General features: G+C 67.5%; 21 protein-coding genes and 1 other RNA gene. 16 read left to right on the top strand and 6 right to left on the bottom strand.

Annotated elements, in window-relative coordinates:
* The 4 genes from CFB18_RS15240 to CFB18_RS04175 form a co-directional block, all read left to right on the top strand.
* Positions 1 to 844: hypothetical protein (locus CFB18_RS15240; RefSeq protein ID WP_159461569.1), on the top strand; the 844-nt coding region annotated here is incomplete at its 5' end.
* A 752-nt stretch (positions 845 to 1,596) separates the two neighbouring features.
* Positions 1,597 to 2,091, top strand: coding sequence for a hypothetical protein (locus tag CFB18_RS14920; RefSeq protein WP_143597510.1), 495 nt, complete (start codon positions 1,597 to 1,599; stop codon positions 2,089 to 2,091).
* Positions 2,092 to 2,627: 536 nt separating this feature from the next.
* Positions 2,628 to 3,353, top strand: coding sequence for a hypothetical protein (locus CFB18_RS04180; RefSeq protein WP_143597509.1), 726 nt, complete (start codon positions 2,628 to 2,630; stop codon positions 3,351 to 3,353).
* 163 nt (positions 3,354 to 3,516) lie between these two features.
* A complete protein-coding gene (locus CFB18_RS04175; protein WP_159461568.1) occupies positions 3,517 to 5,727 on the top strand; it encodes a ComEC/Rec2 family competence protein in 2,211 nt (736 codons plus the stop codon).
* A 2-nt stretch (positions 5,728 to 5,729) separates the two neighbouring features.
* Here CFB18_RS04175 and CFB18_RS04170 read toward each other — a convergent pair whose 3' ends face one another.
* The 5 genes from CFB18_RS04170 to ssnA form a co-directional block, all read right to left on the bottom strand.
* Positions 5,730 to 6,614 carry a class I SAM-dependent methyltransferase gene (locus tag CFB18_RS04170; protein ID WP_088570552.1) on the bottom strand — a complete coding sequence of 295 codons (885 nt, stop codon included), beginning with the start codon at positions 6,612 to 6,614 and terminating at the stop codon, positions 5,730 to 5,732.
* Positions 6,615 to 6,633: 19 nt separating this feature from the next.
* A complete protein-coding gene (locus tag CFB18_RS04165) occupies positions 6,634 to 7,179 on the bottom strand; it encodes a metal-dependent hydrolase (protein ID WP_088570551.1) in 546 nt (181 codons plus the stop codon).
* Positions 7,180 to 7,690: 511 nt separating this feature from the next.
* The gene (locus tag CFB18_RS04160; RefSeq protein ID WP_088570550.1) at positions 7,691 to 8,230 is read right to left on the bottom strand and encodes a hypothetical protein; all 540 of its coding nucleotides are present in this window, start codon (positions 8,228 to 8,230) and stop codon (positions 7,691 to 7,693) included.
* A 35-nt stretch (positions 8,231 to 8,265) separates the two neighbouring features.
* Positions 8,266 to 9,180 (bottom strand): homoserine kinase, encoded by a 915-nt coding sequence (thrB, locus tag CFB18_RS04155; RefSeq protein WP_159461567.1) that lies wholly within the window; start codon positions 9,178 to 9,180, stop codon positions 8,266 to 8,268.
* Positions 9,181 to 9,266: 86 nt separating this feature from the next.
* Positions 9,267 to 10,646: a putative aminohydrolase SsnA gene (ssnA, locus tag CFB18_RS04150; RefSeq protein WP_088570548.1), complete on the bottom strand. Its 1,380-nt coding sequence runs from the start codon at positions 10,644 to 10,646 to the stop codon at positions 9,267 to 9,269.
* Positions 10,647 to 11,182: 536 nt separating this feature from the next.
* Here ssnA and CFB18_RS16190 point away from each other — a divergent pair.
* From CFB18_RS16190 to CFB18_RS04125, 5 genes are all read left to right on the top strand, one after another.
* The gene (locus tag CFB18_RS16190; RefSeq protein WP_159461566.1) at positions 11,183 to 11,881 is read left to right on the top strand and encodes a septum site-determining protein MinC; all 699 of its coding nucleotides are present in this window, start codon (positions 11,183 to 11,185) and stop codon (positions 11,879 to 11,881) included.
* 49 nt (positions 11,882 to 11,930) lie between these two features.
* A complete protein-coding gene (gene minD / locus CFB18_RS04140; protein ID WP_088570546.1) occupies positions 11,931 to 12,737 on the top strand; it encodes a septum site-determining protein MinD in 807 nt (268 codons plus the stop codon).
* A complete protein-coding gene (minE, locus tag CFB18_RS04135) occupies positions 12,734 to 12,991 on the top strand; it encodes a cell division topological specificity factor MinE (protein ID WP_088570545.1) in 258 nt (85 codons plus the stop codon). The genes minD and minE overlap by 4 nt, the downstream gene beginning before the upstream one ends.
* The gene (locus tag CFB18_RS04130) at positions 12,988 to 14,106 is read left to right on the top strand and encodes an FtsW/RodA/SpoVE family cell cycle protein (protein WP_088570544.1); all 1,119 of its coding nucleotides are present in this window, start codon (positions 12,988 to 12,990) and stop codon (positions 14,104 to 14,106) included. Before minE ends, CFB18_RS04130 begins: the two co-directional genes overlap by 4 nt.
* Positions 14,107 to 14,282: 176 nt before the next feature.
* A complete protein-coding gene (locus tag CFB18_RS04125) occupies positions 14,283 to 16,007 on the top strand; it encodes an AAA family ATPase (protein ID WP_088570543.1) in 1,725 nt (574 codons plus the stop codon).
* 6 nt (positions 16,008 to 16,013) lie between these two features.
* Here CFB18_RS04125 and CFB18_RS04120 read toward each other — a convergent pair whose 3' ends face one another.
* Positions 16,014 to 17,249, bottom strand: coding sequence for a TolB family protein (locus CFB18_RS04120; RefSeq protein ID WP_159461565.1), 1,236 nt, complete (start codon positions 17,247 to 17,249; stop codon positions 16,014 to 16,016).
* A 222-nt stretch (positions 17,250 to 17,471) separates the two neighbouring features.
* On the opposite strand from CFB18_RS04120, the gene CFB18_RS04115 reads away from it, so the two are divergent.
* From CFB18_RS04115 to CFB18_RS04085, 7 genes are all read left to right on the top strand, one after another.
* Positions 17,472 to 17,876, top strand: coding sequence for a HEPN domain-containing protein (locus CFB18_RS04115; protein ID WP_088570541.1), 405 nt, complete (start codon positions 17,472 to 17,474; stop codon positions 17,874 to 17,876).
* On the top strand, positions 17,818 to 18,234 hold the full coding sequence (locus CFB18_RS04110; protein ID WP_088570540.1) for a nucleotidyltransferase domain-containing protein: 417 nt from the start codon (positions 17,818 to 17,820) through the stop codon (positions 18,232 to 18,234). Before CFB18_RS04115 ends, CFB18_RS04110 begins: the two co-directional genes overlap by 59 nt.
* Before the next feature lie 11 nt (positions 18,235 to 18,245).
* On the top strand, positions 18,246 to 19,715 hold the full coding sequence (gene gatB / locus CFB18_RS04105) for an Asp-tRNA(Asn)/Glu-tRNA(Gln) amidotransferase subunit GatB (protein ID WP_088570539.1): 1,470 nt from the start codon (positions 18,246 to 18,248) through the stop codon (positions 19,713 to 19,715).
* Between the two features lie 401 nt (positions 19,716 to 20,116).
* Positions 20,117 to 22,774 carry a UPF0182 family membrane protein gene (locus CFB18_RS04100; RefSeq protein ID WP_088570538.1) on the top strand — a complete coding sequence of 886 codons (2,658 nt, stop codon included), beginning with the start codon at positions 20,117 to 20,119 and terminating at the stop codon, positions 22,772 to 22,774.
* 44 nt (positions 22,775 to 22,818) lie between these two features.
* Positions 22,819 to 23,222: RNase P RNA component class A (gene rnpB, locus CFB18_RS04095), an RNA gene on the top strand.
* A gap of 330 nt (positions 23,223 to 23,552) precedes the next feature.
* Positions 23,553 to 24,578: a type I glyceraldehyde-3-phosphate dehydrogenase gene (gene gap / locus CFB18_RS04090; RefSeq protein ID WP_088570537.1), complete on the top strand. Its 1,026-nt coding sequence runs from the start codon at positions 23,553 to 23,555 to the stop codon at positions 24,576 to 24,578.
* Between the two features lie 125 nt (positions 24,579 to 24,703).
* Positions 24,704 to 26,341, top strand: coding sequence for a long-chain fatty acid--CoA ligase (locus CFB18_RS04085; RefSeq protein ID WP_200808072.1), 1,638 nt, complete (start codon positions 24,704 to 24,706; stop codon positions 26,339 to 26,341).
* Positions 26,342 to 26,404 lie beyond the last annotated feature (63 nt).

Genomic DNA, 26,404 nt, shown 5'->3' with positions numbered 1-26,404 from the left:
CGAAACGGCCCTCCAGCGCCTGGAGGAGGCCTTCTATGCGGCCGCCCAGGCGATCGAGGAAGGCTGGATCGCCCCGCCCTTGCCCACCACCCCCCTGGCGGTGGACAGCACCGGAGCGCCCCTCCCCAATCAATTCGTCCTCCGCTTCCGCGCGGAAGGCGTGGATCTGCCCTGGTCGGCCGCCTGCGGCCCGGTGGCCCTCTCGATGGCCCTCTCCCGCCTGGCCGGCCGCCCCATCCCCGCCCAAGACGTGGCGGATCGCTTGATCCAGGTGAGACAGATTCCGCCTGAGGTGGCGGAGCTGCCGAACGGAGGGCGTAAGGCGACCCGTTACACCAGCGCCGCAGACCTGCTCGAAACCGCCAAGAAGGCCTACGGCGTGGAGGGACAAAAGGTTGACCTCGATGGCTCCTCTTCCGAAGCGGCCTGGGCAGCCCTCCGAGACCAGATCACCCGTCCCCGAACCACCGTGATCGCCCTGGTCACCGCCAAAAGCCACACCACCCACTGGACAGACGGCTGGCAGGGGACGGATGGCACGCCGGCGGCGGCCATCGTCCTCACCGAAAAGAAGCACACCGGCGACGGAGGGATCCTCACGGGTCATGCGGTCCCCCAGGCCGGCGAGACCGCCCACTGGGTGGTGATCGACCGACTGGAGGAGCGGGAAGGGGAGCGCTACGTGGTCATCAACAACCCCTTCCACAACCGTCAGGAGCGATATCGGTGGGATCTGTTCTGGCGTTCAATCAACCAAGAGGCCCGTCGCGGCTCAGAGTGGTGGATCGTGCGCCTGGAGGGCGAACCGAACATCCCGGAATCCAAGGAGGAGAAAACCCAATGAGGCGCTGGATCACAGCGATCGGATTGATCGTTAGCCTAATGGCCTGCAGCCGTGCCGTCGAAGCCCCAAGCCCGCGCCCGACGGCATCTCCTACTTCTCACCCAGGGGCCGCTACCCTCCCGGCCCCTCCGCGGCCATCGACCCGGCCACCTCTCTGGACCCCTTCACCCGTCCCCGCCATACGGGGACCAACTCCTCCCCCTCTCCCCGAGGAATTGCACACGGATCCGGATTGGCTCCAAGTGTTCTACCCCACAGTGGATCCGAAACGGTGGGAGTCCGGGCAACCGTGGACCACGGGAGGGGCCGTCTGGTGGACCAACGGAGAACGCTGGATCGGCCCCTTTCCTACGGACGAAGCGAAGGGGCCTTTCTGGCCTTCCCCCGTGTGGACCTGGAGAGGAGGACAGCGGTTCTTCTGCCATGAACCGCCCAGTATCGAAGCCGGGGTGTCCGTTTGCTTCCCCATTCCCGATGCGCTGGACTTTCATCCGGCCGAAGATTTGCCTAAGGAGAACGTCTCGTTCTATGGAGAGAAGCTGGTCGAGTGTGGCTCCGATGGGGCGCTGTGCCTCACGCTTCCGGATGGCCAGCGCTCCTCCCCCTTCCGGCTCCCTTTGCCCCCCGGCTTACAGATCCAGACCGCGGGGATCGCAGCGGGGGCTCAGGTGCCATCGGTGCAAGGATGCTTGAGCCCCGATCGACGAAGGGCCGTTCTGTTCATCTCACGTCTCGGGGGGCCTTTCCTTGGCGTGGGAGGGCTGGAAGAGGACGCACCCCTCACCTTCCCAGGGGCCATCTACTGGGTGAACCTCGAGACCGGCGAGGTCCGCCCTGCCCCCACCAACGCGCCGGATCTCCCCGCCCGGCGGGCCCTGGCGCAGGCCATGGTCGCCCAGGGCACGCTCCCCACCCCCTTCTTGCCCTTCTTGGATCCCCCTCCGACCCTCCTGGGCCAAAAACCCCTCCGCATGGCCATCGATCTCGCCGAGTGCTCTCCCAGCGGACGCTTCGCACTGACATATTTGTTGGTCTTAATTGGCAAAAACAAGGACGAATATTTTAGCGTATATCACCAACAATGGCTGATTCGGATAGAAGACGGATCGGGAGTTCCCGTTGCTATATCCAACTACGATGATCGGCTTTTCCATACAACGACCCGGTGGATTCGCTTCTGGGATAGCCGCTTGAAGCCGCTGGTGTATCAAGATCCCAAATATGCTCTTCCCTGGGAGCTCCCCTAACGGATTGGGTGTGGAGGTGAGAAATGCGCATCGTGCTGCGAGTGGGATGGATCCTCATCGGGCTATGGCTGGGAGCCTGCGGGATCGGACCGAAGTCCCCCCTTTTTACCCCGACTTCTGCGCCCCGGCCGACGATGCCCCGTCCAACGCCGGAGCCTCCCACGCCGCCTCCCGGGTCGATCCGGGGCAAGCCTTCTGCGCCATCGATCCCGACACCGCAACCCCTCCCCGAGGGCTTCCGGACAGATGGAGACTGGATGATGGTCTTCCGACCCGCCCTGGAGCGCCAAACCTGGCTGGACGGAGAGACTTGGTTAACCAACGGCCAGCGCTGGATCGGGCCATGGCCCCCCAACCTCGCACCCCCCGTCTCCTGGAAGTTTGCCGACTTGATATCTAAAAAGTTGCTAATTTTATGTCATTTCCAATGGAACTCAAATGAGTCTCAGAGACCAATATGTGCCGAATTTCGTGACTATCTTGAGATGGATGTCTACTTTGGTTCTCGCAGAGGGATCTCCATTCGAGGCGGTGAGGTGCGAGAGGCAACCTCGGCCGCCTCGGCGTATCTGGTTCCCTGTGGAGGGGCGGGAGAGGTCTGCCTGGAAACTGTGGATTGTCCCTCCGAGGGCTGCTGGCGTTCCCGGCCCTTCCGACTGCCGTTGCCGGAGCCCTTCCAGACCTCCTTTCCTTACGCCCAGGTTCGAGGATGCGCGGATCTTCAGGCGAACCCCCCGCACGCGATCCTGGCGATCCAGCGCGGCGATCCGCCGGATCCCTCCGCTTTCCCCGGCGGGCTTTACTGGGTCGATCTGCGCTCCGGGCAAGTCGCGCCGGCCCCGATCAACGCCCCCACGTGGCTGGACCAACAGACCCTCGCCCGGGCCATGAGCGAACGAGGGGTCCTGCCTCCTGCCCTGGCCCCCCTTCTGGAGGGCATCCAACGGGGCCCCACTATTGAAACCGAGTGGGGGTGTTCTCCCTCCGGCCGGTTCATGCTGGTCGCCCAGGGGATCTGGCATCCCCTCTCCCGGGTCCGCCTTTCCGCTGACGCTTGGCCCCTCGAATCCCCTGGGGACGCTCAGGGAGCCGTCCTGATCCTCTGGGTGATCCGATTGAAGGACGGCATCGGTTACCCCATCGGGGTCCGGGCGGCCGGGTTCAACGATCGATACATTGCAGGCTGGGTCGAGCCGGTGATGCAGACCTTGATCCCCTCCCAATACCGGCTGCCCGATTACCCGCTTCCCTTCCCCTGGTGAGCGGGAGCTCATCCGCAGCAACCCAGGGAAAGCGGGATCGGACGGGAAGAGGCGAAGGGGCGAGGCCGGAAAGGATCATCGCGCTCATTTCCAGCCCTGCCCTCAGATGGCCGACATCCCTTACAACCCTGGCCTGACGATTGACCTGCGTCCAAGGAGGATCATGATCGCTCCTCAGGGATGGACCGCCCGGATGCCGGATTTACGAGGGGCGCCCCTGTTCCTGCCCACCCTGGCCTGGCTGACGGGGCTCCTCCTCGCCCGGACCCTCCCGTCCGGCGAGGATCTCTTCCCACGCTGGACGTTGTTTTTCCTGATCTGGACCCTTCCGGTCATGGCGGCGCTGGGGTTCGGCGTCCCCCGCACCGCAAACCGGCGCCTTCCTCTCCTCGGTCTGATCGCCCTCCTCGGCGCGGTCCGAGGGACCCTGCAGCCCACCCCGGCCCTGCCGCCCGACCTCGCCGCGGCGATGGCCGAAGGCGCCGAGGTCACTGTGGAAGGGATCGTGGCGGACGACCCTGCCGGGCGCGGGGCCGGATCCCGCTTTCGCCTCCGGCCGGAAGGGGGCACAGCCCTGCTGCAAGTGGACCTGGAGGAAGGCCGTCCCCGCTACGGGGATCGCCTCCGCCTGACCGGCCGCATCCGTCCCCCCGAGGTCCGGCCGGAGGTGGACATGCGAGAGGTCCTGGCCCGCCACGGGGTGCTCGGGCAGATGCGGGCCCGGGAGTGGACCCGGGTGCGGGCCGGCGAGGGGAACTCCCTGCTCCGCGGGCTCTACGCCGCCCGGGGCTTCCTTCGGGATCGCCTGCGGGAGCTCCTGCCGGACCCGGAGGCCGGGCTGCTCATCGGCATCCTCCTGGGGGATGAAAGCGGGATCCCCTGGCCGGTGGAGCAGGCCTTCGCCCGCTCCGGCCTCAGCCACATCGTCGCCATCTCCGGCTACAACATTACGCTGCTCACCGCCCTCGCCCTGGCCCTCTTCACCCGGCTGCTGGGCCGGCGGGCTGCCCTCTGGGCGACCCTCTTCCTGATCCCCCTCTACACCCTCTTCGTCGGCGCCGCCGCCTCGGTGGTGCGGGCGGCCCTCATGGGGGCGCTCACCCTGATCGCCCTGATGCTGGGCCGCAGCCACGACGCCCTCAACGCCCTCAGCCTCTCCGCCTTCGCCATGACCCTGTGGGATCCTCTGGCCCTGGACGATGTGGGCTTCCAGCTGAGCTTCGCCGCCACCCTGGGCCTGCTCTTCCTCGCCCCGCCCCTGGAGGGATGGGCCCGCGAAGGGACGGCCCGGCTCCTGCGGGATCCCGAAGCCGGCGCCCTGGTGGAGGCCGTCCGCGAGGCCCTGCTGGTCTCCCTGGCCGCCCAGATCGCCACTGCCCCCCTGATGCTCTATCATTTCCGGGAGCTCTCCCTCATCGCCCCTCTGGCCAACCTCCTGGTCCTGCCCGTGCAGCCTCTTCTGATGGCCCTGGGGATCGCCGCCGCCCTCGGCGCGGCGGCCCTCGGACCGCTGGCCGCCCCGCTGGGCTGGGCGGCCTGGTGGCCCCTGGCCTGGACCATCCGCGTCGCCGACCTCACGGCGCGCTGGCCTCTCGCCACCCTTCGCGTCGCCCCGGGCTACCTGGAGGGGATGCTGCTGTTCTACGGCGGCGCCCTGAGCGCCCTCCTCCTGCGGGCCTACGGCCTCTCCTTTCAGGAGGCGATCCTCCGCCTCCGGCCCCATCAGCCCGCCTTGCGCGCCCTGGGATGGATCGGCGCCCTGGGGGCCATCGCCTTCACCTATCTCCCGGACCATCGGGCGAAGCTGGTGCTGTTTGAGGGCGGGGATCTCCTTCTGGTCGAAAGCCCGGAGGGCCATCGGGCGCTGTGGCTGTGGGGGATCCGCGAAGCCTCCCTGGCCGGGCTGGGGCGCTGGTTGGGCCCCTTTGATCCCCATCTGGATCTCCTGATCCTCGAGGATTCCGCGAAGCCCGCTCTTCCCAGCGCGCTGCGACAACGTTATCCAGTCCGGCAGATCCTGGGGGAAGGCGCCCCGCCCCCGACCGGCCTGCGGATCGAGATGGGTTCCCTTATCCTGGAGAACCGGGAGGACGGATGGCTGCTCCGGATGGGAAGCCAGCGGATCCTGATCGCCCGCCGCCGCCCGAACGGAGAGGTCCCCCGGGTGGATCTGGTGGTCTATCGGGGCGACGAGCGCACCGGGTTGGCCATCGCGCAAGGATGGCAGGCGTGGGGGCTCCTGGTCGGGGGATCGCCCGCCGGTGGGGCCGCCGGGGCGGTCTCCGGCCTGCGCCAGCTCCGGCATGCCGGAGGCCGAGAGTGGGTCACCGCCTGGACCGATGGAAGGGTGTGGTGGTTCGGATCCGGGCGGTGAGCTCAGATCCCTTCCCGCATCCGGTAGAGGGATCCCTCCCGGGGCCAGCGATGGCCCTCCGGGCAGACCACCGCCGCCTCCTCCTCGCGGGCCGGCCGGCGGCAGAGGGGGCAGCGCCAGAATCCCTCGCCCATGGCGCGCTCCACGAGCCCGGCCTCCGCTCGAACGAAGAGGCTGGGGGTCAGCCTCCAGAGGGCCCCGATCCCCTGCACCCATCCGTCCATCCTGGCCAGCGCGGGCGCAGGGATCAGGCGCTTCAACCACGGATGTCGGAAATGGGACACCGCCCGCTCCCGCTGGATCTGGAAGCCCGCCTCCTCCAGCCGGGCGCGCATCCAGGCCGGATGAAAATCGAAATGCAACGGAGCAAACTCCACCGGCTCCGGTGAGAACGGCGACCAGGATTGGGCGCCAACCACATAACGGAGGATGGCCTTCAGGTTCCGCTTGTTCGCGAACTCCAGGATGAAAACCCCGCCCGGCCGCAGGACCTCGTGGATCTCCCGCAACGCCCGGGGCACATCCCGGACGTGATGGATCACCCGGACCATGACGATGACGTCGAAGGATCCGGGCATGAAAGGCAGGCGGTAGAGGTCGCCGACCACGAAGCGGAACCGTGGATCATGGCCCCAGCGCCGCCGGGCCGCCTCGACCTGCGACCGCGCGTAGTCCAGAAGGTAAACTTCCTCGTAGCCTGCGTAAAGATCGGCGAGGCGCCCGAAGCCCGCGCCGATCTCCACCAGGCGTCGGCCCCGTGGCGGCAACAGGGCGCGCAGCGCGATCCGCTCCGCCAGGTCCTCATACGCCCGGCCTGCCCGCCAGAAGGCCTCGTAATCGGTCTCCTCGTAATCACAGATCGGAGGGAGAGCCGGCGCATCCGACATCCTCGATCCTCCCCCTGCTTTATCCTCCCAGCAGATGCCAGCCCAAAAGCCCCAGCCCGGCGAGCCCGCTGAGCCACAGGATCCCGTGATCCCACAGGGATCCGGTGGGCCAGCGTGCCAGGCGCAGACGCGCGCTGGTGAGCGGCCAGAGCCAGGGGATGCCCTGGGGCGTGAGGGCGTCCAGCAACAAGTGGGAGAGATAGCCCCCCGCCCACGCCCCGGCCAGGCCGGGATCCCGCAGGAGCAGCGCGCCCAGCAGACTCCAGAGACCCGCCATGGCCAGCGAATGCGTGGGGCCCCGATGGGGCAGGCGGACCAGCGCCCACAGCAGGAAGCCGGCGCCCAGGCCTGCGCCCGCCATCCACGGCGAGCGCAGGAGATAGCCTCCCAGCACTCCGCTGGCGATGGCCAGCGCACCCAGCGCCCGCGCCCCCCGCCCCACCGAGCCGACATCGAGATCCACATCCGGGACGGCGCCGGCAAAGGCGCCCAGGGCGCCCCCCAGCGGCCCACCCACCCCAAAGCCCCAGACAGTCCCCACGACGATATGCGTGCGCAACCGCATCTGGTCGTTGATCTCCCCATCGTGATCAGAGGGACCTCCGCCGCGACCCTCGCGCCCTCGAAGACGAGCGTTCGGGGCTAAAGCGAAAGCCCCTCCTACAAAAGTAGGAGCGGCTTTAGCCGCGACCTTGTGTCATCGAGAACCATAGGCTTGGGATTGCCGGAGCAGCCTTCACCGCGACCCTTCCCGCCACCGAAGCAGAAAGTTCGGGGCGAAAGCCCCTCCTACAAAAATGATCTTCCTGTAGGAGGTTCCGCCGCGACCTTCCTCGCTCCGAAAGCGGCATTCGTGCGTTCGCGGATCGGATTCGTGGACGGCTCCCTTCTTCGTAGGAGCGGCTTTCGCCGCGACGGAAGGTCGGATCCGAGGCCTTCCTGCAGCCGTGAAGACCTTCCTGAGCGCGGGAATCTGAACGTAGATCGGCTTCCGCCGCAGCGACTTCCTTCGGCCCGTTGATGAGGACCTCTCCCCATCGGCGCAGGCCAACCGTTGGCCGAAGGCGCTCCGCTCCTCACGGCCCCGGGATCAGATCCAGCAGCGCCTGGAGATCCTTGAGCAGCAACAACAGCTTCCCCACCACCGGGTCCAGCCCCGAGGCCCCCAGCGCGATATCCACCGGCTGATCGAAGTTCACCGGGATCTGGGTGCGGACCGGAACGGTCATGTTCAGCCGAACCGGAAGCCGGGTCCCTGGGGGCAGGTTGATGAAGACCGTTCCGTTGATCGTGCCCCCGCCCCCCGGCAACTGGAACGTCGCCGCCGTGGTGATCGGCACGGGTGCCAGGGTCACCACCACCGTGTCCTGCTGCACCGGGAGCTCAAAGGCCACCGGGACCGACTGGCGGATCGGGATGGTGGTGGAGATCCGCGTATCCCCCAGCTCCTGGACGATGGCCTCCAGGCGGGCCACCGTCCCGTTGACGGCGGATTTCAGGGAGGCCAGCTGCATGTAGAGCAGCCCCAGGGCGATCACCAGGATCAGGTTGACGGTAAACGAGAAAAGGATCGCGATGGTCTGGAAGGCCCGCCACATCCGTCGCAGGAACTCCATAGACGTCTCCTGAAAATGGAATCCCATGCCGGCGATCACCGGGGGTTCGGATCCGGCTCCACCTCCACCTGCACCCCCTGGGGCTCCACGTCGACCACCCAGGTGCGGGCCGGGAAGCCCGCCTCCTCAAAGGCGGCGGCCATGGCGGCCGCGATGGCCTCATGGCCCTCGGGGGCGAAGGCCGCCAGCGCCGGGCCGGATCCGCTGATGCACACCGCCGCGGCCCCGGCCGCCCGCGCCGCCCGAACCGCCTGCGCGTAGCCCGGGATCAGACGCGCCCGATAGGGTTCGTGCACCCGATCCTGCATCGCCCGCCTCAGCAACTCCCAGTCCCCCTCCCGGAACGCGTGCACCAGCAGCGCGACATGCCCGATCTGCGCCACCACATCCGACAGGGGAAATTGAGTGGGAAGCAGACGGCGGGCCATCTCGGTGGAGATCTGGACCGCCGGGAGGGCCAGGGCCACCCGCATCGGAGGGGTCAGCACCCGAACGGCGATCAGTCCCTCCTCATCCTGGGTCACCAGCGTCAGGCCTCCGAGCAGAGCCGGCGCCACGTTGTCCGGATGGCCCTCCAAGGCCGTGGCCAGCTCCAGCAGTTCCTCCCGCCATCCCCTCCGACCCAGCCAGGCCGCGGCCAGGGCCAGCCCGCCCACCACGGCGGCCGCGCTGGAGCCCAAACCGGACATCAGGGGGATCCGGTTGCGACAGCGCAGCCGCATGGGGGGCAGGGTCATCCCCGCTTGCTCGAACAGCGCCGCCGCGCTGCGCACCACCCGGTTCGTGACATCCCGGGGGAGGACGTCCGCCCCTTCCCCTTCCAGGACGACCTCCAGCGCCGGGGCCGGCTCCGCCTCGATCTCGTTATACAGGCGGATGGCCAGCCCCATCGCGTCGAACCCCGGGCCCAGGTTGGCGATCGTCGCGGGCACCCGCACCCGGATCCGCATGCCACCTCCCATGACGGAGAGCTCGAACGGTTCCCGTAGGATATCCGAAGGGCCGGCCGCATGCCAGCCGGCGGATCTTCTCTTCATCAGCCCCGCTCGGCCTCCGCGATGGCGCGGAAGCGTTCCCAGATGATGGGCGCATGCGCCCGGGCCTCGGCGGCGATCCGCTCCTCGTCGAGGGTGAGCAGCTGCCGATCCTTCATCAGGATCCGCCCTCCGCAGATCGTCGTGGTGACATGGGAGCCGTCGATCCCGAAGATCAGATGCCAGGGGAGGTTCGCCGCCGTCAGCGGCGTGTAAGGCCGGTAATCCAAGAGGATGAGGTCCGCGTAGGCGCCGGGGGCGATGACCCCCAAAGGATGCGGCCAGAAGAGGGCGGCGATGCGAGCGTTCTCCCGATAGGCCATGGCCAGCACCTCCTCCGCCCCCATCGCCCGCGGGTCCCGGGCGTGGACCTTGTGCACCAGGTAGGCGGCCTTCATCTCCGCGAACATGTTGTTGGAGAACCCGTCGTTGCCCAGCCCGACCGTCACCCCGGCGGCCCGCATCGCGCCCACCGGCGCCACTCCGACGGCGTTGTTCATGTTCGAACGGGGCTGATGGCTCACCTTGCTCCGGGTGCGGGCCAGAAGGTCGATCTCCCTTGTGTCGACGTGCACGCAGTGCGCGCACAGGGTTTGGGGGCCCAGCACTCCCTCCCGCGCCAGCCGCTCCACCGTGCGGACCCCATAGATCGTCAGGCTGTGGCCCTCGTCGGCCGCGTCCTCCGCCACGTGGATGTGGAAGCCGACCCCCAGGGCCTGGGCCTCGGCCACGGCCTGCGCCATGGTCTCCGGGCCCACGGTGAAGGAGGCGTGGAGTCCGAAGGAGGCCGCCAGCAAGTCTCCCCGGGGATCCCCCGTCGCCCGCCATCTCTGGACCTGGCGGATGAACCGCGTGTTCTCCCGGATCCCGGCCCGCGCCCCTTCCGGGCCGTTGCGATCGGTGACCTCATAGCACAGGCAGGCCCGCAGGCCGGCTTCCAACACGGCCTCGGCGATGATATCCAAGGAGCCATCGATGCACGAGGGGCTGGCGTGATGATCGATCAGGGTGGTCGTGCCGTGGCGGATGGCGTCGATCAGGCAGACCAGGGTCGAGAGGCGCACGGCCTTCTCATCCAGCGCGCGGTCCAATCGCCACCACAGGCGGCGCAGGATATGGGGGAAGTTGGTCGGGGGCTCGTCGTGCAGGGGCATGCCCCGGGCGAAGGCCCCGTAAAAATGCGTGTGGGCGCAGATGCTGCCCGGGAGGACCAACTGACCCCTCGCGTCCAGGACCTCCGCCTCGGGGTAGCGCGCCCGCACCTCCGCCGTGGGCCCTACCATCGCGATCCGATCCCCCTCCACCGCCACCGCTCCGTCCTCGATCACCCGGGGCGGATCCTCCATCGTGCACACGATGCCATGCGCAATCAGCCACGCCATCCCAGCCTCCTATGGGGTGGAATCCTCCCTGGGGGAGGGCTTTCGCCCTGAACCCCTGTTTTCGATGCCGCAGAGATCGCGGCGAAAGCTGCTCTTGCAAGAGGAAAGCCATCCACGAATGCCGCCTTCGGAGCGAAGGAAGTCGCGCCTGAAGCCGCTCGGACAACTCCAAACCGCCGGGTTTTCGATGACACAAGGGTCGCGGCGGAAGCCGCTCCTACCAAACATTGATCTTCCTGCAGGAGGGGCTTTAGCCCTGAACCTCCCTCTTCAATGATGCCAAGGTCGCGGTGGAAGCCGCTTCTCCGGAAGGGAAAGCCGGCCACCGAATGCGGCTCTGGCGGTCTCCGCCCATCGATTCGTGTATTCGTGTTCCCTTCGCGGATGGCCTGTCCTCTTGCTCGAACCACCCGCGGCGGAGTCGGTTCCTGCATTCCCAACCCCACAAGGCATTGCGCCAGAGTTGCTTTTTCCACAAGTTTACACTACAACAAAACCGATCCCGGGGCATTGACCTGAACACGAGGACGGACGGGATGGCCAGAGAGCCGGTGGCGATTAAAGGCGTGGGGGATGCGTTGTGGTTCTCCTTCGGGCCGGAGCCATGGCCCGAGGCCCTGCGGGCGCTGGAGGCCCGGCTGTCGGCCAACCCGAGCTTCTTCATCGGCGGCCGGGCGGTCCTCGCCTTAGGGGATCGGATCCTGGAGGAGGCGGACCTGTTGGCCGCTCTGGCTTTGCTGAACCGCTTCGGCCTCACCCTGACTGGCATATGGACGGAACATCCGGTCACGCAGGCCCTGGTGCGACGGCTGGGGCTGCCCCTCCAGAGCCCCCCGGCCCCGGAGCGTGCCCCCGAAACCCGGGAGCTCCCCCTGGAGCCGGCATGGGTGGTCCGCCGGACCCTGCGGGCGGGCCATTACCTGCAGGTGGAAGGGCATCTCTGCGTGATCGGGGATGTGCATCCGGGGGCGGAGATCGCCGCCACCGGCGACATCGTGATCTGGGGACGCTTGCTGGGGACGGCCCACGCCGGCTGTGAGGGGAACGATGAGGCGGCGGTCTACGCCCTGGAGCTCCGCCCGGTCCAGCTGCGCATCGGGCGCCACATCGCCCGCTCGCCGGAGGAGCCCCGACGGCCCATCCCCGAGCAAGCGGTGGTTCAGGAGGGCCGGATCGTGGTGGAGCCGTGGCGTCCCTTATCGTGGATGGAACGATGGTTCGGGCGCTTTCTGTGAACCAGAGGAGTTTTCTCTCCCTTCGCATTGGTAAAGCGGGAGGTTCGCCATGAGCGCGCAGGTGATCACGGTCACCTCCGGCAAGGGCGGGGTGGGCAAGACGACGGTGACGGCAAACGTGGGGATGGCCCTGGCCCTGGCCGGCAAGAAGGTGGTGTGCATCGACGCGGACATCGGCTTGAGAAACCTGGATGTGGTCCTGGGGCTGGAGAACCGCATCGTCTACGACATCGTCCACGTGGTGGAAGGCCGCTGCCGCACCCGCCAGGCCCTCATCCGCGACAAGCGGGTTCCCGACCTCTACCTGATGCCCGCCGCTCAGAGCCGGGATAAATCGGCCGTCAGGCCGGAGGACATGGTCCGCATCTGCGAGGAGCTGCGGCCCGACTTCGATTACATCCTCATCGACTCCGCCGCCGGCATCGAGGAGGGCTTCCGCACCGCCCTGGCCCCCGCCGATCTCATCCTCCTGGTCACCAACCCGGAGGTGGCCGCGGTGCGGGATGCGGACCGCGTGATCGGGCTGGTGGAGGCCATGGGCAAGCCGACCCCCAAACTGATCGTCAACCGCCTGAAGCCGGACATGGTCCGCCGGGGCGACATGCTGGATACCTCGGATGTGCTGGAGATCCTGGCCATCGAGCTGCTGGGGGTGATCCCCGAGGACGAACAGGTCATCGTCGCCACCAACCGGGGGACCCCGGTGGTGCTGGAGGAGCGGTCGCCGGCGGGCCAAGCCTTCCGGGCCATCGCCCGGCGCCTGATGGGGGAGAACGTCCCTCTCTTCCCCTCCGAGGATGGACAGGGGGTTCTGAGCTGGTTGCGCCGGCTGGTGCGCAGCGGAGGTGGCCGATGAGCTGGCTGGATCGACTGCGAGGACAGCCCTCGCCCCGGGAGACCGCCAAGCAACGCCTGCAGGTGATCCTGGTTCATGACCGCAGCGACCTCTCCCCGGGGTTGCTGGAGGTCATCAAGGACGAGATCATCGCCGTCCTCTCCCGCCACGTGCCCATCATCGCCGAAGAGGTGCGGGTGACCGTGACCCAGGATGCGCGGGAGTGCCGCCTGGTGGCGGACATCCCGCTGGGGAACCGGCCGAGCCGATCATGATCGGGTGGCTGCAGGAACGTCTGGGGGAATGGCGTCGCTTCGATGTCGGGCTGCTCCTAGGGGTGATGGCCTTGATGGCCATCAGCATCCCGACCATCGCCAGCGCCGTGTTGCGCTCCCCGGATCTCGCAGACGTCCCCCGGCGGCAGGCGACCTTCGCCCTGATCGGGATCGCCCTCATCCTCGCCACATCCTCGGTGAACTACCGGGTTTGGGGAACCTTCCACCAGGGGCTCTATCTGCTCCTCGTCGGCCTGCTGCTGCTCGCCCTGATCGCCGGCCGCAGCCAGATCGCCCCGGTCCGCCGCTGGCTGGAGGTGGCCTCGGTGAACATCCAGCCGGCAGAGCTGGCCAAGCTCCTCCTGATCCTCAGCCTGGGCCGTTTCCTGGCGGACCGTGAGGAACAGCTGGACTCCTTCCGAACGGTGCTGCTGGCCTTCGGCTACCTCCTGCTGCCGGCGGCGTTGATCTTCCTCCAGCCCAATCTGAGCACAGCGGTGGTGCTCGCCGTCATCGGGCTGGCCATGCTGTTCGTCTGGGGGATCCGTCCCCGGCATCTCCTGGCCGTGGGGGTCTTGAGCCTTCCCCTGGCCCTTGGGGCGTGGACGATGATGCTGCCTTACATGCGGGGGCGCCTGCTGCACTTCCTGGGCCTGCAGCCGGATCCGAACACCGCCTACAACCTCACCCAGGCCCTGATCACCATCGGCAGCGGAGGGCTGTGGGGGACCGGCTGGGGGCAGAGCCCCCAGAACGTCTGGGGCTTCCTGCGGGTCCGCCACACGGACTTCCTCTTCGCCGTCCTGGCGGGCGAGTTCGGCCTGGTGGGGGCCCTGGGGGTCATCGCCCTTTACCTGTGGGTCCTCGGGCGCATCCTTCGGATCGCCTGGACGGCGGAGGATACCTACGGCCGGCTGATCGCCGTCGGGGTGGGGACCTGGATCGCCTTCCAGGCTCTGGCCAACATCGGGATGAACGTGGGGCTGACGCCGGTGGCCGGCCTCCCCCTCCCCTTCCTGAGCTACGGCGGGAGCGCCCTCCTCTCCCTATGCCTCGGGATCGGTCTCGTCCAGAGCGTGCAGATCCACCGCCTGGCCTTCTCGATACGCGGGTGAATTCCTCTTTGAAAGAGGCCGTCCTCCCCCCGTCGTGCTAAAATGTTAAAGAAAGCCAGGGATCGGGCGATCCGCGCAGGGAGCATCCCGCCAAACGCCCGCTGAGGCTTATCCTCTGATGAAAACCCCGTTCCGCCCTTACCGGATCGCCCGCAACGGCGGATCAGGAGGCGGCGATGGGCAAGACCGGGCGGCCCTTGCGATCCCGCGTGCAGCGGATCCTGACACGCGGCTGGCACTGGTGGTGGCGTCGGGGGATCTGGATCGTCGGCCTGGGCGGATTGGGTTACTGGGCCTACGTGGAGCCGGTGGTCCTGAACGCACTGATCCTGCTGCTACGCTTCGCCCTCCAGCTCCTCTTCGCCATCACCTTCGTCATCATCCAATTCGTGGCGCTCTTCTGGTTCATGTCCCGCAGCCGGGTGGAGGTCATCAAGCCTGGTGATCCCAAACAGGTCACCTTGGCGGATTACTGGGGCCAAGAGAACCTGGTGCGCCTGGTCCGGCAGTGGATCGATCTGCTCTCGAACCGGGAGCGCTTCGTGAAGATGGGCGGGCAGTTCATCAACGGCATCCTGCTGGCCGGCCCTCCCGGCACCGGCAAGACCATGCTGGCCAAGGCCATCGCCGGCGAGGCGGGCATCCCCTTCATCTCCATCGAGGGCTCCAGCTTCCGCTCGATGTTCTGGGGAGTGGATGTGCTCAAGATGATGTGGTTCGTGGGGAAGGCCCGCAAGCTCGCCCGGGAATACGGAGCCTGCATCGCCTACATCGATGAGATCGACGCCGTCGGTGCCAGCCGGGGTGGGGTGATGGGGGGCGAGCGCGTCGGCCCCCTGGGCTGGTTCGGCTGGGGGGGCACCGGAGCCCTGACCCGACTTCTGTACGAGATGGACGGCATCACCCAGCTCACCCGCTGGGAACGCATCAAAGGGCGGATCTATCGGCTTCTGGGGAAACGCCCTCCGCCCCGCAACTGGCACGTGCTCTTCATGGGCGCCACCAACCGCCCCGACGCCCTGGACCCGGCCCTGGTGCGCCCGGGGCGGTTCGACCGCATCATCTACGTGGATCTGCCCGATCGAGCGGGGCGGCGGGAGATCATCAAAGGCTATCTGTCCAAGGTCAAGCATGACCCGAACATCGATATCGAATCCCTGGTGGCCGACACCGCCTGGGCCACCCCGGCCAAGATCATGGCCGCCATCACCAAGGATGCGGTGCGCATCGCCCTGTTCAACGGGCGGGATTACATCACCCAACGGGACATCGAGCTGGCCCTCCAAGAGCAGGCCATGGGCCTGGAGAACCCCATCGCCGAGATGGATCCGATCCAGCGGCGCCAAGTGGCCTATCACGAAGCCGGCCACGCCGTCGCCCAGTATTATTTGCTGCCGGACGAGCGCATCATCCGCGCCTCCCTGATCCGCCGCACCAACATGCCCGGCGCCCTGGGCTACGTCCACAGCGCCCCCAAACAGGAGCTCTACACTGTCCCCCTGCGGCGCCTGGTGGCGGAGATCATGGTCTCCCTGGCCGGGCACGTGGCCACCAAGATCTTCATGGGCGAATACTGGACCGGCGCCAGCGCCGATTTCCAGCACGTCCGCCGGCGGATCCTGACCCTGCTGGATCTGGGCTATTTCGGGTTCCATCCGCTGAAGCCGGAGGAGCCGGAGCGCTATCAAGAGATCATCGAGCGGTTCTGGGCGGAGTGCGAGGAGAAAGTGGAACGTCTGTTGCGGGAGCACGCCGCTGAGGTGGAGGCAGTGGCCCAGGCCCTGCTGGAGCGCCACGATCTCTCCGGGAACGAGGTGATCGCGGTCATCGAAGCCGCCCGCGCCGGTCAGCCCATCGCCCTCCCCGTCCCGATCCCGGCTTCCCCCTCTTCGGGCGCCTGAGAACGGTCAGCGAGGGGACCAGAAGGCCAGCACTCCATCCCCCAGCCGGCGGGGCTCCAGCCAGCCCGAGGCATGGAGCGCGTAGATCCCCGCCTCCCCGCCCGGCTCCAGCGCCGCGATCAGAACGAACCGATCGTCCGGCGACCAGAGGGAAGCGGAGGACTGGAAGACGTCGAAGAAAGCGAGGACCTCCAGGAAGGAACGGGTGGGGATGAACGCCCCCAGCTCCCGCGCCCCCTTCCCCGGAGGCTCATAGACGCGGGCCTGCAACAGGACCTGCCCCGAAGCCGGGTCGGCTTCCAGGAGGCGGAACGCCAGCAACCGCCGGCCGTCATGGGACCAGAAGAGCGCCAGGTTGGACTGATCGTCCAGCCGGATCTGCTGACCCGATTCCGCATCGTAGAGATCCAACGGTCCGATGCGCGGGAGAGTCGTGGTCGGATCCGTGATGAGGGCAAGATAGCGGCCTGTCGGGGACCAGGCGAAGGCCACCCCGCCGGTGAAGGTGAGGACCGTGCGGGAGGTCGGCGGATCGACCCCCTCCAGCCGAAGGACGCTGATATCCCCTTCCCGCTCCGCCCAGACCAGCCAGCGACCGTCCGGGGACCAGGCCGGCGCGTTGAACGCCGCTGTGCGGTCGGAGCGCCGCTCGATCTCCTCGCGGTCGAGGGCTCGAAGCTCCAGATAACGCCCCTCCCGATGCAGCGCCATCGTCCGCCGCACGGGGTTCCAGCTGAAGAACAGCGGCGTCCCCCGGGCCAGGACGACCGGGCTGCCCTCCGCCTCCAGGACCCGCAGGGCGTAGCCGGCGCGCGCGCCGGTCCCGGTTCGGCTCAAGGCGAGCAGCGATCGGGAGTCCAGCCAACGCAGGAGCGCTGGCTCCTCCCCCCTCCACTCCCCCCACACCTGGCGAACGGGCGGATGTCCGGCTGGGAGCTCCAGTCCGATCACCCGCGTGGTCGTCGTCTCCGCGCTCAGGACCTCGAAAACCGCCAGGCGCTGTCCGTCTGGAGACCAAGCGGGGAGCCGGTAAGCCCGGCGGCCCTCGGCCGTCGGTCCCGCGTCCTCCGTCAGGGCCTGGCGGCGCAGGCCGCTCTGATCCGTTAGATACAGGTTCCCATCTCCCCCCACGATGACGATGCGACCCACCCGCCGCCCCAGGACGCGCGCCATGGGATCATCAGGCAGCTGGAAACCGGAGGGGGGCGCGCAGGCCGCCGCGAGGCCGATCAGGAGGAGCATCACCCACCACCCACACCCCCTGCCCATCTCCTATCCCCAGGCCCATTTGTTAAAATTTTACGCCGCTTCTTCCATACCTTCCCGGGATGCTTTCCCCGCACGGGCCGGGCGCCGACGGAAAAATGAACCTCCGGAAGGCGATCTGGGCCTTCCCGGCCCCGTCCCGCGATTTGAGTTAAATTAAGAGGCGGAAATCATCGATCCACGGTTCGGGGAGGGAGCATGCCTGCCCGGCATATGGACTGGTTCCGACAGGCGGAGCGGGATCTGGAGCAGGCGGAGGATTCGATGCGGGCCGGCCGTCACGAGTGGGCGTGCTTCGCGGCCCATCAGGCGGCGGAGAAAGCGGTGAAGGCCCTTCACCTCTACTGGGGACAGGAGGCATGGGGACGCGTCATCGCCCGGCTGCTCCGCGAGCTCCCCTCCTCCCTCCAGGTCCCGCCCCTGTTAATCGAAAGGGCCCGCGTGCTGGACGGTTACTACATCCCTCCCCGCTATCCGAACAGCCATCCCGAGGGCGCGCCCTTTGAACATTACGGGCCCCTTCAGAGCGAGGAGGCCATCCGCTATGCCCGTGAAATCCTTGAGTTCGTCCGTGCGCACCTGGCCGGACGCCCGGGAGGTTGAGGCAGCGGTGCGGGCCTGGAGCCGTCGGATCGCCGCCGCCCACCCCGAGGTCCTCCGGGTGGGCTACTTCGGCTCCTACGCCCGGGGCGACTGGGGGGTGGGCAGCGATCTGGACGTGGTGATCATCGTGGCGCGCTCCGACCAGCCCTTCATATCCCGGGCCGCCCAGTGGCCGATCGAGGAGCTCCCTGTGCCCGCCGATATCCTGGTTTATACGCAGGAGGAATGGGAGCGCATCGATCCGGACAGCCGCTTCGGCCGCATCCTGCGGGAGGAAGTTCGGTGGGTGTGGGAACGGGAGAAAGCCCTCCCGGAAGGGTCCTCGCCAGGGACACAGGGATCAGATCCTCAAGCATAAGGAGGTGACCGGTGGAGTTCGAGCCGGTGATCGGCCTGGAGATCCACGCGGAGCTGCAGACCCGCTCCAAGATGTTCTGCCCGTGCCCGGTGGTGGACAGCACCACGGCGGAGCCGAACCGCTATGTCTGCCCGGTCTGCGCCGGGATGCCCGGCACGCTCCCTGTCCCCAACCAGCGGGCCATCGAGTGGACCATCCTCACCGGCCTGGCCCTGAACTGCGAGATCGCTGAATACAGCCTGTTCTATCGGAAGAACTATTTCTACCCGGACCTCCCCTCCGAGTATCAGCGCTCCATGTATGATTACCCCCTCTGCCTGAACGGCTATCTGGAGATCGACACACCGACGGGGACGAAGCGGGTGCGCATCCGCCGGGTTCACATCGAGGAGGACACCGGGAAGCTGATCCACGTGGGCGGCGCCACCCTGGTGGACTTCAACCGCGCCGGCGTCCCCCTGATGGAGATCGTCACGGAGCCCGACATGCACTCGGTGGAGGAAGTTAAGGCCTTCGCCATCGCTCTGCGCACGCTGCTCCGCTACCTCCGGGTGAACTCCGGAGATATGGAGAAGGGCGTCATCCGCTTCGAGGCCAACGTCTCGGTGCGCCCGAAAGGGGAGACGCGGCTGGGGACACGCACCGAGATCAAGAACCTGAACAGCTTCCGGGCCCTGGTGCGGGCGGTGGAATATGAGATCCGGCGGCAGATCGAGATCGTGCGCGCCGGCGGGCAGGTGGAGCAGGAGACCATGGGCTGGGACGAGGCCCGCGGGGTCACCGTCCCCCAGCGCGGCAAGGAGCACGCCCACGATTACCGCTACTTCCCCGAGCCGGACATCCCTCCGCTGGCGATCTCCCGGGAGTGGGTGGAGCGGATCCGGGCCATGCTCCCGGAGCTGCCCCGGGCGCGCCGGGAGCGCTTCGAACGGGAATACGGCCTCACCCGCTACGAGGCCGACCTGCTCACCGAGGATCACGCCGTGGCGGATTACTTTGAGGAGGCTGTGCGCCATGCCCGCCAGGGAGATCCTCCCCTCGAGCCCCGAACCCTGGCGACCTGGATCACCGGCGAGCTCTTCCGCCTGATGAACGAGGCGGGCGTGGAGATCGGGGAAGTGCGCGTCCCTCCCACCGCCCTGGTGGACCTGATCCGCATGGTCCAGCGGGGGGAGATCAACCTGAACACCGGGAAGATGGTCCTTCGGGAGGCCTTTGAGACCGGCGAGGCCCCTCGTCGGATCGTGGAAGCCAGGGGGCTCACCCAAATCCGGGATGTGGAAGCCCTGCGGGCGATCGTCCTCCGGGTCATCGAGGAGAACCCCCGGGAGGTGGAGAGCTACCTGCGGGGCAAGGAGGGCGTGCTGAAGTGGTTCGTCGGCCAGGTGATGCGCGCCACCCGCGGCCAAGCCGATCCCCAGCGGGTCAACGAGCTGGTCCGCGAAGCCCTGGAGGCGCGCCGGTCCGCAGGACCTTCTTAGCGTCCATCCTCCGGCAGAAGGGAACTTCCGCCCGGAGCCCTGAACTCGAGAACGCAAAGGGTCGCGATGGGAGCCCCTCCTACGAAAGGCGGTTTTTGTAGGAGGGGCTTTAGCCCCGAACCTCCGCCTTCGACGACGCAAGGGCCGCAGCAAAAGCGGCTCTGACAACTTCGAACCACTGGGTTTTCGATCACGCAAGGGTCGCGGCGGAAGCCGCTCCGATACATCCATCGATCCTTCGGTGAAGGACACATCGAGGAACAACCTGGCATCCAGGGCCGGTGCCTCCGACGCGCACGCTTGCCTACGGATGTCCGAGCCCCACCACATCCCCTACAATAGAGACGCGCGATCGCCGTTCGGATTCGGAGGACGCTGCACATCCTGCCCGGGAGGTTGGGATGGCCTGGCGGCGAGGGGGTCGTTTTGAAGGAAGACGGCTAGAGATCGAATGGGCGCGGCTCCCCTACGAGCGGTGGCTCCGGTGGGGGCTGGGGCTCTTCGGGGCGGGAGTTCTTTTCCTGTTCCTCCCCGATCGCCTGCTGCACCTGTGGGTGACGTGGGAGTGGTTCCGGGACCTGGGCTACGAGTCGATCCTGTGGACGCAGTGGCAGGCCCGGGCGGCTCTTTTTGGGATCGGATGGGGCGCCGCCCTCCTCTTCCTGGGGCTGAACGCCTTCCTCGCGGCCCGGGCGGCGGGCCGCTCCCCTCGGCTCTGGCTGGGGCTGGCCGCCGCCGTCGGCTTCCTCTTCGGCCTCGCCCTCCAGGGGGAATGGGAGAGGGTCCTGCTGGCCTTGAACGCGGAGTCCTTCGGTGTCCGCGATCCCCTCTTCGGCCTCGACGTCGGCTGGTATGTGTTCCGGTGGCCCCTCTGGACATCCCTGCAGGAGACCGCCCAGTGGGGTCTGGTCCCTCTCGCCGCCCTCTTCCCGCTGGTCCTTCCGGTCCCCCGGCGGTGGCGATGGGCCCATCTCTCGGTCCTCGCCGCCCTTTTCTTCCTGTTGATGGCGGTAGGGTATCGCTTCGACGCCTACCGGCTGCTTTACGCGGAGCGGCCGGTGGCCTTCGGGGCGGGCTACGCGGAGGTCCACGCCCGCCTGCCCGTCCTGAATCTCCTGAGCGGCCTGATGGTCCTCCTCGCGGCCGGGATGCTGCTCAACCTGCGGCTGCGCCGGCCGGCCCTTCTGGCCCTGGGGTTCGGGGTGTGGCTTGCCCTGGCCTTCCTCGGGCTGGAGGTTTACCCGGGTCTGATCCAGGCCCTGGTGGTGCGGCCCAACGAGCTGGCCCGGGAGAGCCCTTACATCGCCCACAGCATCGCCTTCACCCGGGGCGCCTATGGGCTGGAGCGCTTCCATGAACAGGTCTTCTCCCCGCGTGAGGCTCCCACCCCGGAGGAGATCCGGGCCAACGCCGAAATCCTGGAGGGGATCCGTTTGTGGGATTACCGGCCGTTGTTGCAGACCCTGCAGCAGCTGCAAAGCATCCGCCCCTACTACGTGTTCGTCGACGTGGATGTCGATCGCTATCGCATCGATGGCACGTATCGCCAGGTCATGCTGAGCGTGCGGGAGCTGGACCTGGACGCCCTTCCGCCTCAGGCCCGCACCTGGGTCAACCGGCACCTGGTGTTCACCCACGGCTACGGCGCGGTGGTCGTGCCGGTGCGAGCTTTCACTCCGGAAGGCCTCCCGGTGTTCCTGCTGAAGGACATCCCGCCGGCGGGCGCCATCCCCCTGACCCGCCCGCAGATTTACTTTGGGGAGCGGACGGTGGACTTCGCCCTGGTGAACACCGCCGTGCCGGAGTTCGACTATCCGCGCGGGGAAGAGAACGTCACCACGACGTATCAGGGCCGCACCGGCGTCCGCCTGGGCGGGCTGGCGCGGCGGGCCCTTTTCGCTCTCTACTTCGGGGACCCCAATCTGATCCTGAGCGGCGCCCTCACCGCCGAGAGCCGCATCCTGTTCTGGCGGGACATCCGCACCCGGCTCCGCACCCTGGCTCCCTTCCTGCGCTTCGATCCGGATCCCTACGCCGTGATCCTGGACGGCCGGATCGTCTGGGTGGCGGACGCGTATACGTGGACGGATCGTTACCCGTATAGCCAGCCTCACGGGGACCTCAACTACATCCGGAACAGCGTGAAGGCGGTGATCGACGCCTACGATGGGACGGTGACCTTCTACGTGGTGGAGGACGAGCCCCTGATCCGGGCGTGGCGGCGGATCTTCCCGGCCCTCTGGCGGGACTTCTCGGAGATGCCGGAGGGCCTCAAGGCCCATCTGCGCTACCCGGAGGGCCTCTTCCGGATCCAGGCGGACGTCCTCCGGACGTATCACGTGCAGGATCCCCGCACCTTTTACAACAAGGAGGACGTGTGGGCGATCCCGACGGAGATCTTCGGCTCCGAGCCCCAGCCGATGGAGCCCTACTACGTGCTCACCCGGGTGGATCCAGAGGGACCGGTGGAGTTCGCCCTCATCTTCCCCTTCACGCCCTCCGGGCGGCAGAACATGATCGCCTGGATGGCGGCCCGTTCGGATCCGGGGCGATATGGGGAGGTGATCCTGTATCGGCTGACCAAGGAGCGGCTGATCTTCGGCCCGCAGCAGATCGAGGCGCGGATCGATCAGGAGCCAGCCATCTCGGCGCAGCTCACCCTGTGGAGCCAGCGGGGCAGCCAGGTCATCCGGGGGAACCTCCTGGTGATCCCCATCGGGGAGGCCTTCCTGTATGTGGAGCCGCTGTATCTCCTGGCCGAGCAGGGGCAGATCCCGGAGCTGAAGCAGGTGATCGTGGCCACCGAGCAGCGGGTGGCGATGGCCCCCACCCTGGAGCAGGCGCTGGCTCAGGCCATCGGCGGAGCGGAGGTCTTGGGACCCTCAGGCCCTTCAGCCCCTCCGGGCGGGGATGTGGCCGCCCTGATCCGGGAGGCCTACGCGCACTATCAGCGGGCCCAGGAAGCCATCCGCCGGGGGGACTGGGCGGCCTACGGTGCCGAGATCGAGGCCTTGGGCCGCGTCCTGGAAGCCCTGCGGCAGGCCGCGGGCGGGCCCTAACCTGGGAGACATCGTTCCGCGTTAAAATATAAACATGGGCCGCGTCAGAAGGCCGGGCGGTCGCGGGCCGGGAAATCCCGGCCTGAGGAAAGTCCGGGCTCCAGCGGGGCAGGGTGCCGGGTAACACCCGGACGGGGCGACCCGTGGACAGGGCCACAGAAAACAGACCGCCGATCCGCCCGGGAACTCCCGGGGTCATGGAGGCAAGGGTGAAAAGGTGGGGTAAGAGCCCACCGGCCGGGCGGCAACGCGCCGGCGCATGGCAACCCCCACCCGGAGCAAGGCCAAGCAGCGGGCGCGGCGCCCTTCGGGGCGCCGGGGCGGCCCCGCGCCCAATGCCCGCGGGTAGGCCGCTTGAGGCGGCGGGCAACCGCCGTCCCAGAGAGATGACCGCCACCCCGTGGCGCCCCACGGGGGACAGAACCCGGCTTACAGGCCCTCTGGCGCGGCCCTCACGCGTTCCTGCGGAGGAGACTTGCAAATGGCCGCGGAGATCGCCCCCCTGAATGCTAGTCGATCCAAGGGCAAAACCCGGCGCGGCCCTCATGGCCCTCCTCCGGAGAACGGTCCCCCACTCAGGCCCCGGAGACCCCTCCCCTGTCCATCCACCTCGTCAACTTGTGAAAAATATCACTGTCCGGAACCCGGAAGAGGGGTTATAAGATTTTTGAGAGATCTGAGAGGGGCGTTCCTTGAAGCGCTTCCCCACCCCATCCCTTGAAACCGGGGTATACTTTCAGAAAAGCGCGATCCCCAAATCGCTGAGGAGGGAAATCCGATGGCGGTCAAAGTGGGCATTAACGGGTTCGGTCGAATCGGGCGCCAGGTCTTCCGGGCCATCCGCGAGAAATACCGCGGCCAGCTGGAGGTGGTGGCCGTCAACGACATCACCGACGCCCCTACCCTGGCGCATCTGCTGAAATACGACTCCAACTACGGACGCTACCCGGAGCCGGTCGCTGCCCGGGACTCCTACCTGATCGTCGGCGAGGATGAGATCCGGGTCTTCGCGGAGAAGGATCCGGCCAACCTCCCCTGGAAGGACCTGGGCGTGCAGATCGTCATCGAGTCCACCGGCCTCTTCACCGATGGCCGCAAGGCCGCCGTGCACCGCACCGTCGGCGGCGCCCAGAAGGTGATCATCACCGCCCCCGCCTCCCCTTCGGACAGCGTGGATCTCACGGTGGTGCTGGGGGTGAACGACCATCGCTATGATCCGGCCCAGCACCATATCGTCTCCAACGCCTCCTGCACCACCAACTGCCTGGCCCCCGTGGTGAAGGTCCTCCACGAGGCCTTCGGCGTGAGGCGCGGGCTGATGGTCACCGTCCACGCTTACACCAACGATCAGCGCATCCTGGACCTGCCCCACAAGGACCTGCGGCGGGCGCGGGCGGCGGCCCTCAACATCATCCCCACCACCACCGGCGCGGCGCGGGCCATCGGCCTGGTGATCCCCGAGCTCAAGGGCAAGCTCGACGGCTACGCCCTGCGTGTCCCCACCTCCACCGTCTCCGTCATCGACCTCACCGCCGAGCTGGCCCGACCGGTGACCAAGGAGGAGGTCAACGCCGCCTTCCGCGCGGCCGCCGAGGGCGCGCTCCGCGGGATCCTGGATTACACCGAGGAGCCCCTGGTCTCCATCGATTTCAAGGGCGACCCCCACTCGGCCATCGTGGACGGACTGTCCACGATGGTGATCGACGGGAACTTCGTGAAGGTGGTGGCCTGGTATGACAACGAGTGGGGCTACTCGGTGCGGGTGGCGGACCTGGCCGCGAAGATGGCGGCCTCCCTGTCCTGATCGCCAACCGGGGGGATGGGGCGCTCCCATCCCCCCTTCCCCAGCCACCACCCCCCATGTTAAAATCAAACCGCGTGGGGTGATTCCCCTGTTCTTCTATTCCCCTATCCGGAAAGGAGGGTGCCATGGAAGGCCTGATGATGGACTGGCCGCTCACCCTGCATCATTTCCTGGACCGCGCCGCCCGTCTCTTCCCCCGCAAGGAGATCGCCACCCGCACCGCCGCCGGCATGCATCGCTACACCTACGCCGACTTCCATCGACGGGTTCACCGCCTGGCCCACGCCCTGACCCGGCTGGGGATCGGGCGGGGCGATCGGGTGGCCACCTTCGCCTGGAACACCTACCGCCACCTGGAAATCTACTTCGCCGCCCCATGTATGGGCGCCGTCCTTCATACCCTCAACATCCGCCTGGCCCCCGATCAGCTGATCTACATCATCAACCACGCCGAGGACCGCGTGATCTTTGTCGACGCCTCCCTCGTTCCCCTCTTGGAGCGCATCCGGGATCAGATCCCCACGGTGAAGGCCTTCGTGATCATGAGCGACGCCGGGCCGGTCCAGACCTCCCTTTCGCCAGCCCTCGACTACGAGGCGCTGCTCGCCGAATCCCCGGAGGCTCCCTATCCCTGGCCGCGCCTGGACGAGAACGCGGCCGCCGGCATGTGCTACACCTCAGGGACGACGGGGAACCCCAAGGGCGTGGTCTACAGCCATCGGGCGATCTTCTTGCACTCCCTGGCCCTCTGTCTGGCTGATACCTTCGGCATCTGCGAGCGGGACGTGCTGATGCCCGTGGTCCCCATGTTCCACGCCAACGCCTGGGGGATGCCCTTCGCCGGGGTGATGGTCGGCGCCAAGCTGGTCTTCCCCGGTCCCCATCTGCAGCCTCGGGACATCGCGGAGCTGATCCAGAACGAACGGGTGACGGTGACCGCCGGCGTGCCCACCATCTGGATCGGCCTCTACGCCCTGCTGGAGCGGGAGCGCTACGACCTCTCCAGCCTCCGGGTGATGCCCGTGGGCGGATCCGCCATGCCGCGGGCTTTGATCGAGGCCTTCGAGAAGCGCTTCGGCATCCGCATCGCCCACGCCTGGGGCATGACCGAGATGACCCCCCTGGGCACCGTGGCCAACCTCAAAAGCTATATGGAAAGCTGGCCCGACGAGGAGCGCTTCGCCGTCCGCGCCAAGCAGGGGATGCCCGTCGTGGGCGTGGAGATCCGCGCGGTGGACGACCAGGGGCGCGAGGTGCCGTGGGACGGTAAAACCATGGGCGAGCTCCAGGTCCGCGGCCCCTGGGTGATCCGCGCTTACTACAACGACCCCCGCACCGCCGAGGCCTTCCAGGACGGGTGGTTCCGCACCGGGGACGTGGTGACCATCGACCCGGAGGGCTACATCCAGATCGTGGACCGAACCAAGGATCTGATCAAGAGCGGCGGGGAGTGGATCTCCTCGGTGGACCTGGAGAACGCCCTGATGGCCCACCCCAAGGTCCTGGAGGCGGCGGTCATCGCCGTGCCGCATCCCAAGTGGCAGGAGCGCCCGCTGGCCGTGGTGGTCCCCCGCCCCGAGTTCAAGGAGGACCTCACCAAGGAGGAGCTGCTGGAGTTCCTGCGGCCGCGCTTCGCCAAGTGGTGGCTCCCGGACGATATCGTATTCGTGGAGGCGATCCCCAAGACCAGCGTGGGGAAGTTCGACAAAAAGGTGCTGCGGGAGCAGTTCAAAGACTACCGTCTTCCTGAAACCCCCGCCTGATCGCTCCCCTTCCGGGGTGGGGACTGCCCTCGGCGGTCCCCATCCCCAGGCCTCCTGGAGAAA

Origin of the sequence: Thermoflexus hugenholtzii JAD2, assembly GCF_900187885.1 — a bacterium.
Taxonomy (GTDB): domain Bacteria; phylum Chloroflexota; class Anaerolineae; order Thermoflexales; family Thermoflexaceae; genus Thermoflexus; species Thermoflexus hugenholtzii.
Note: the sequence above shows the minus strand (reverse complement) of the source record. Positions and strands in the feature narration are given on the sequence as shown.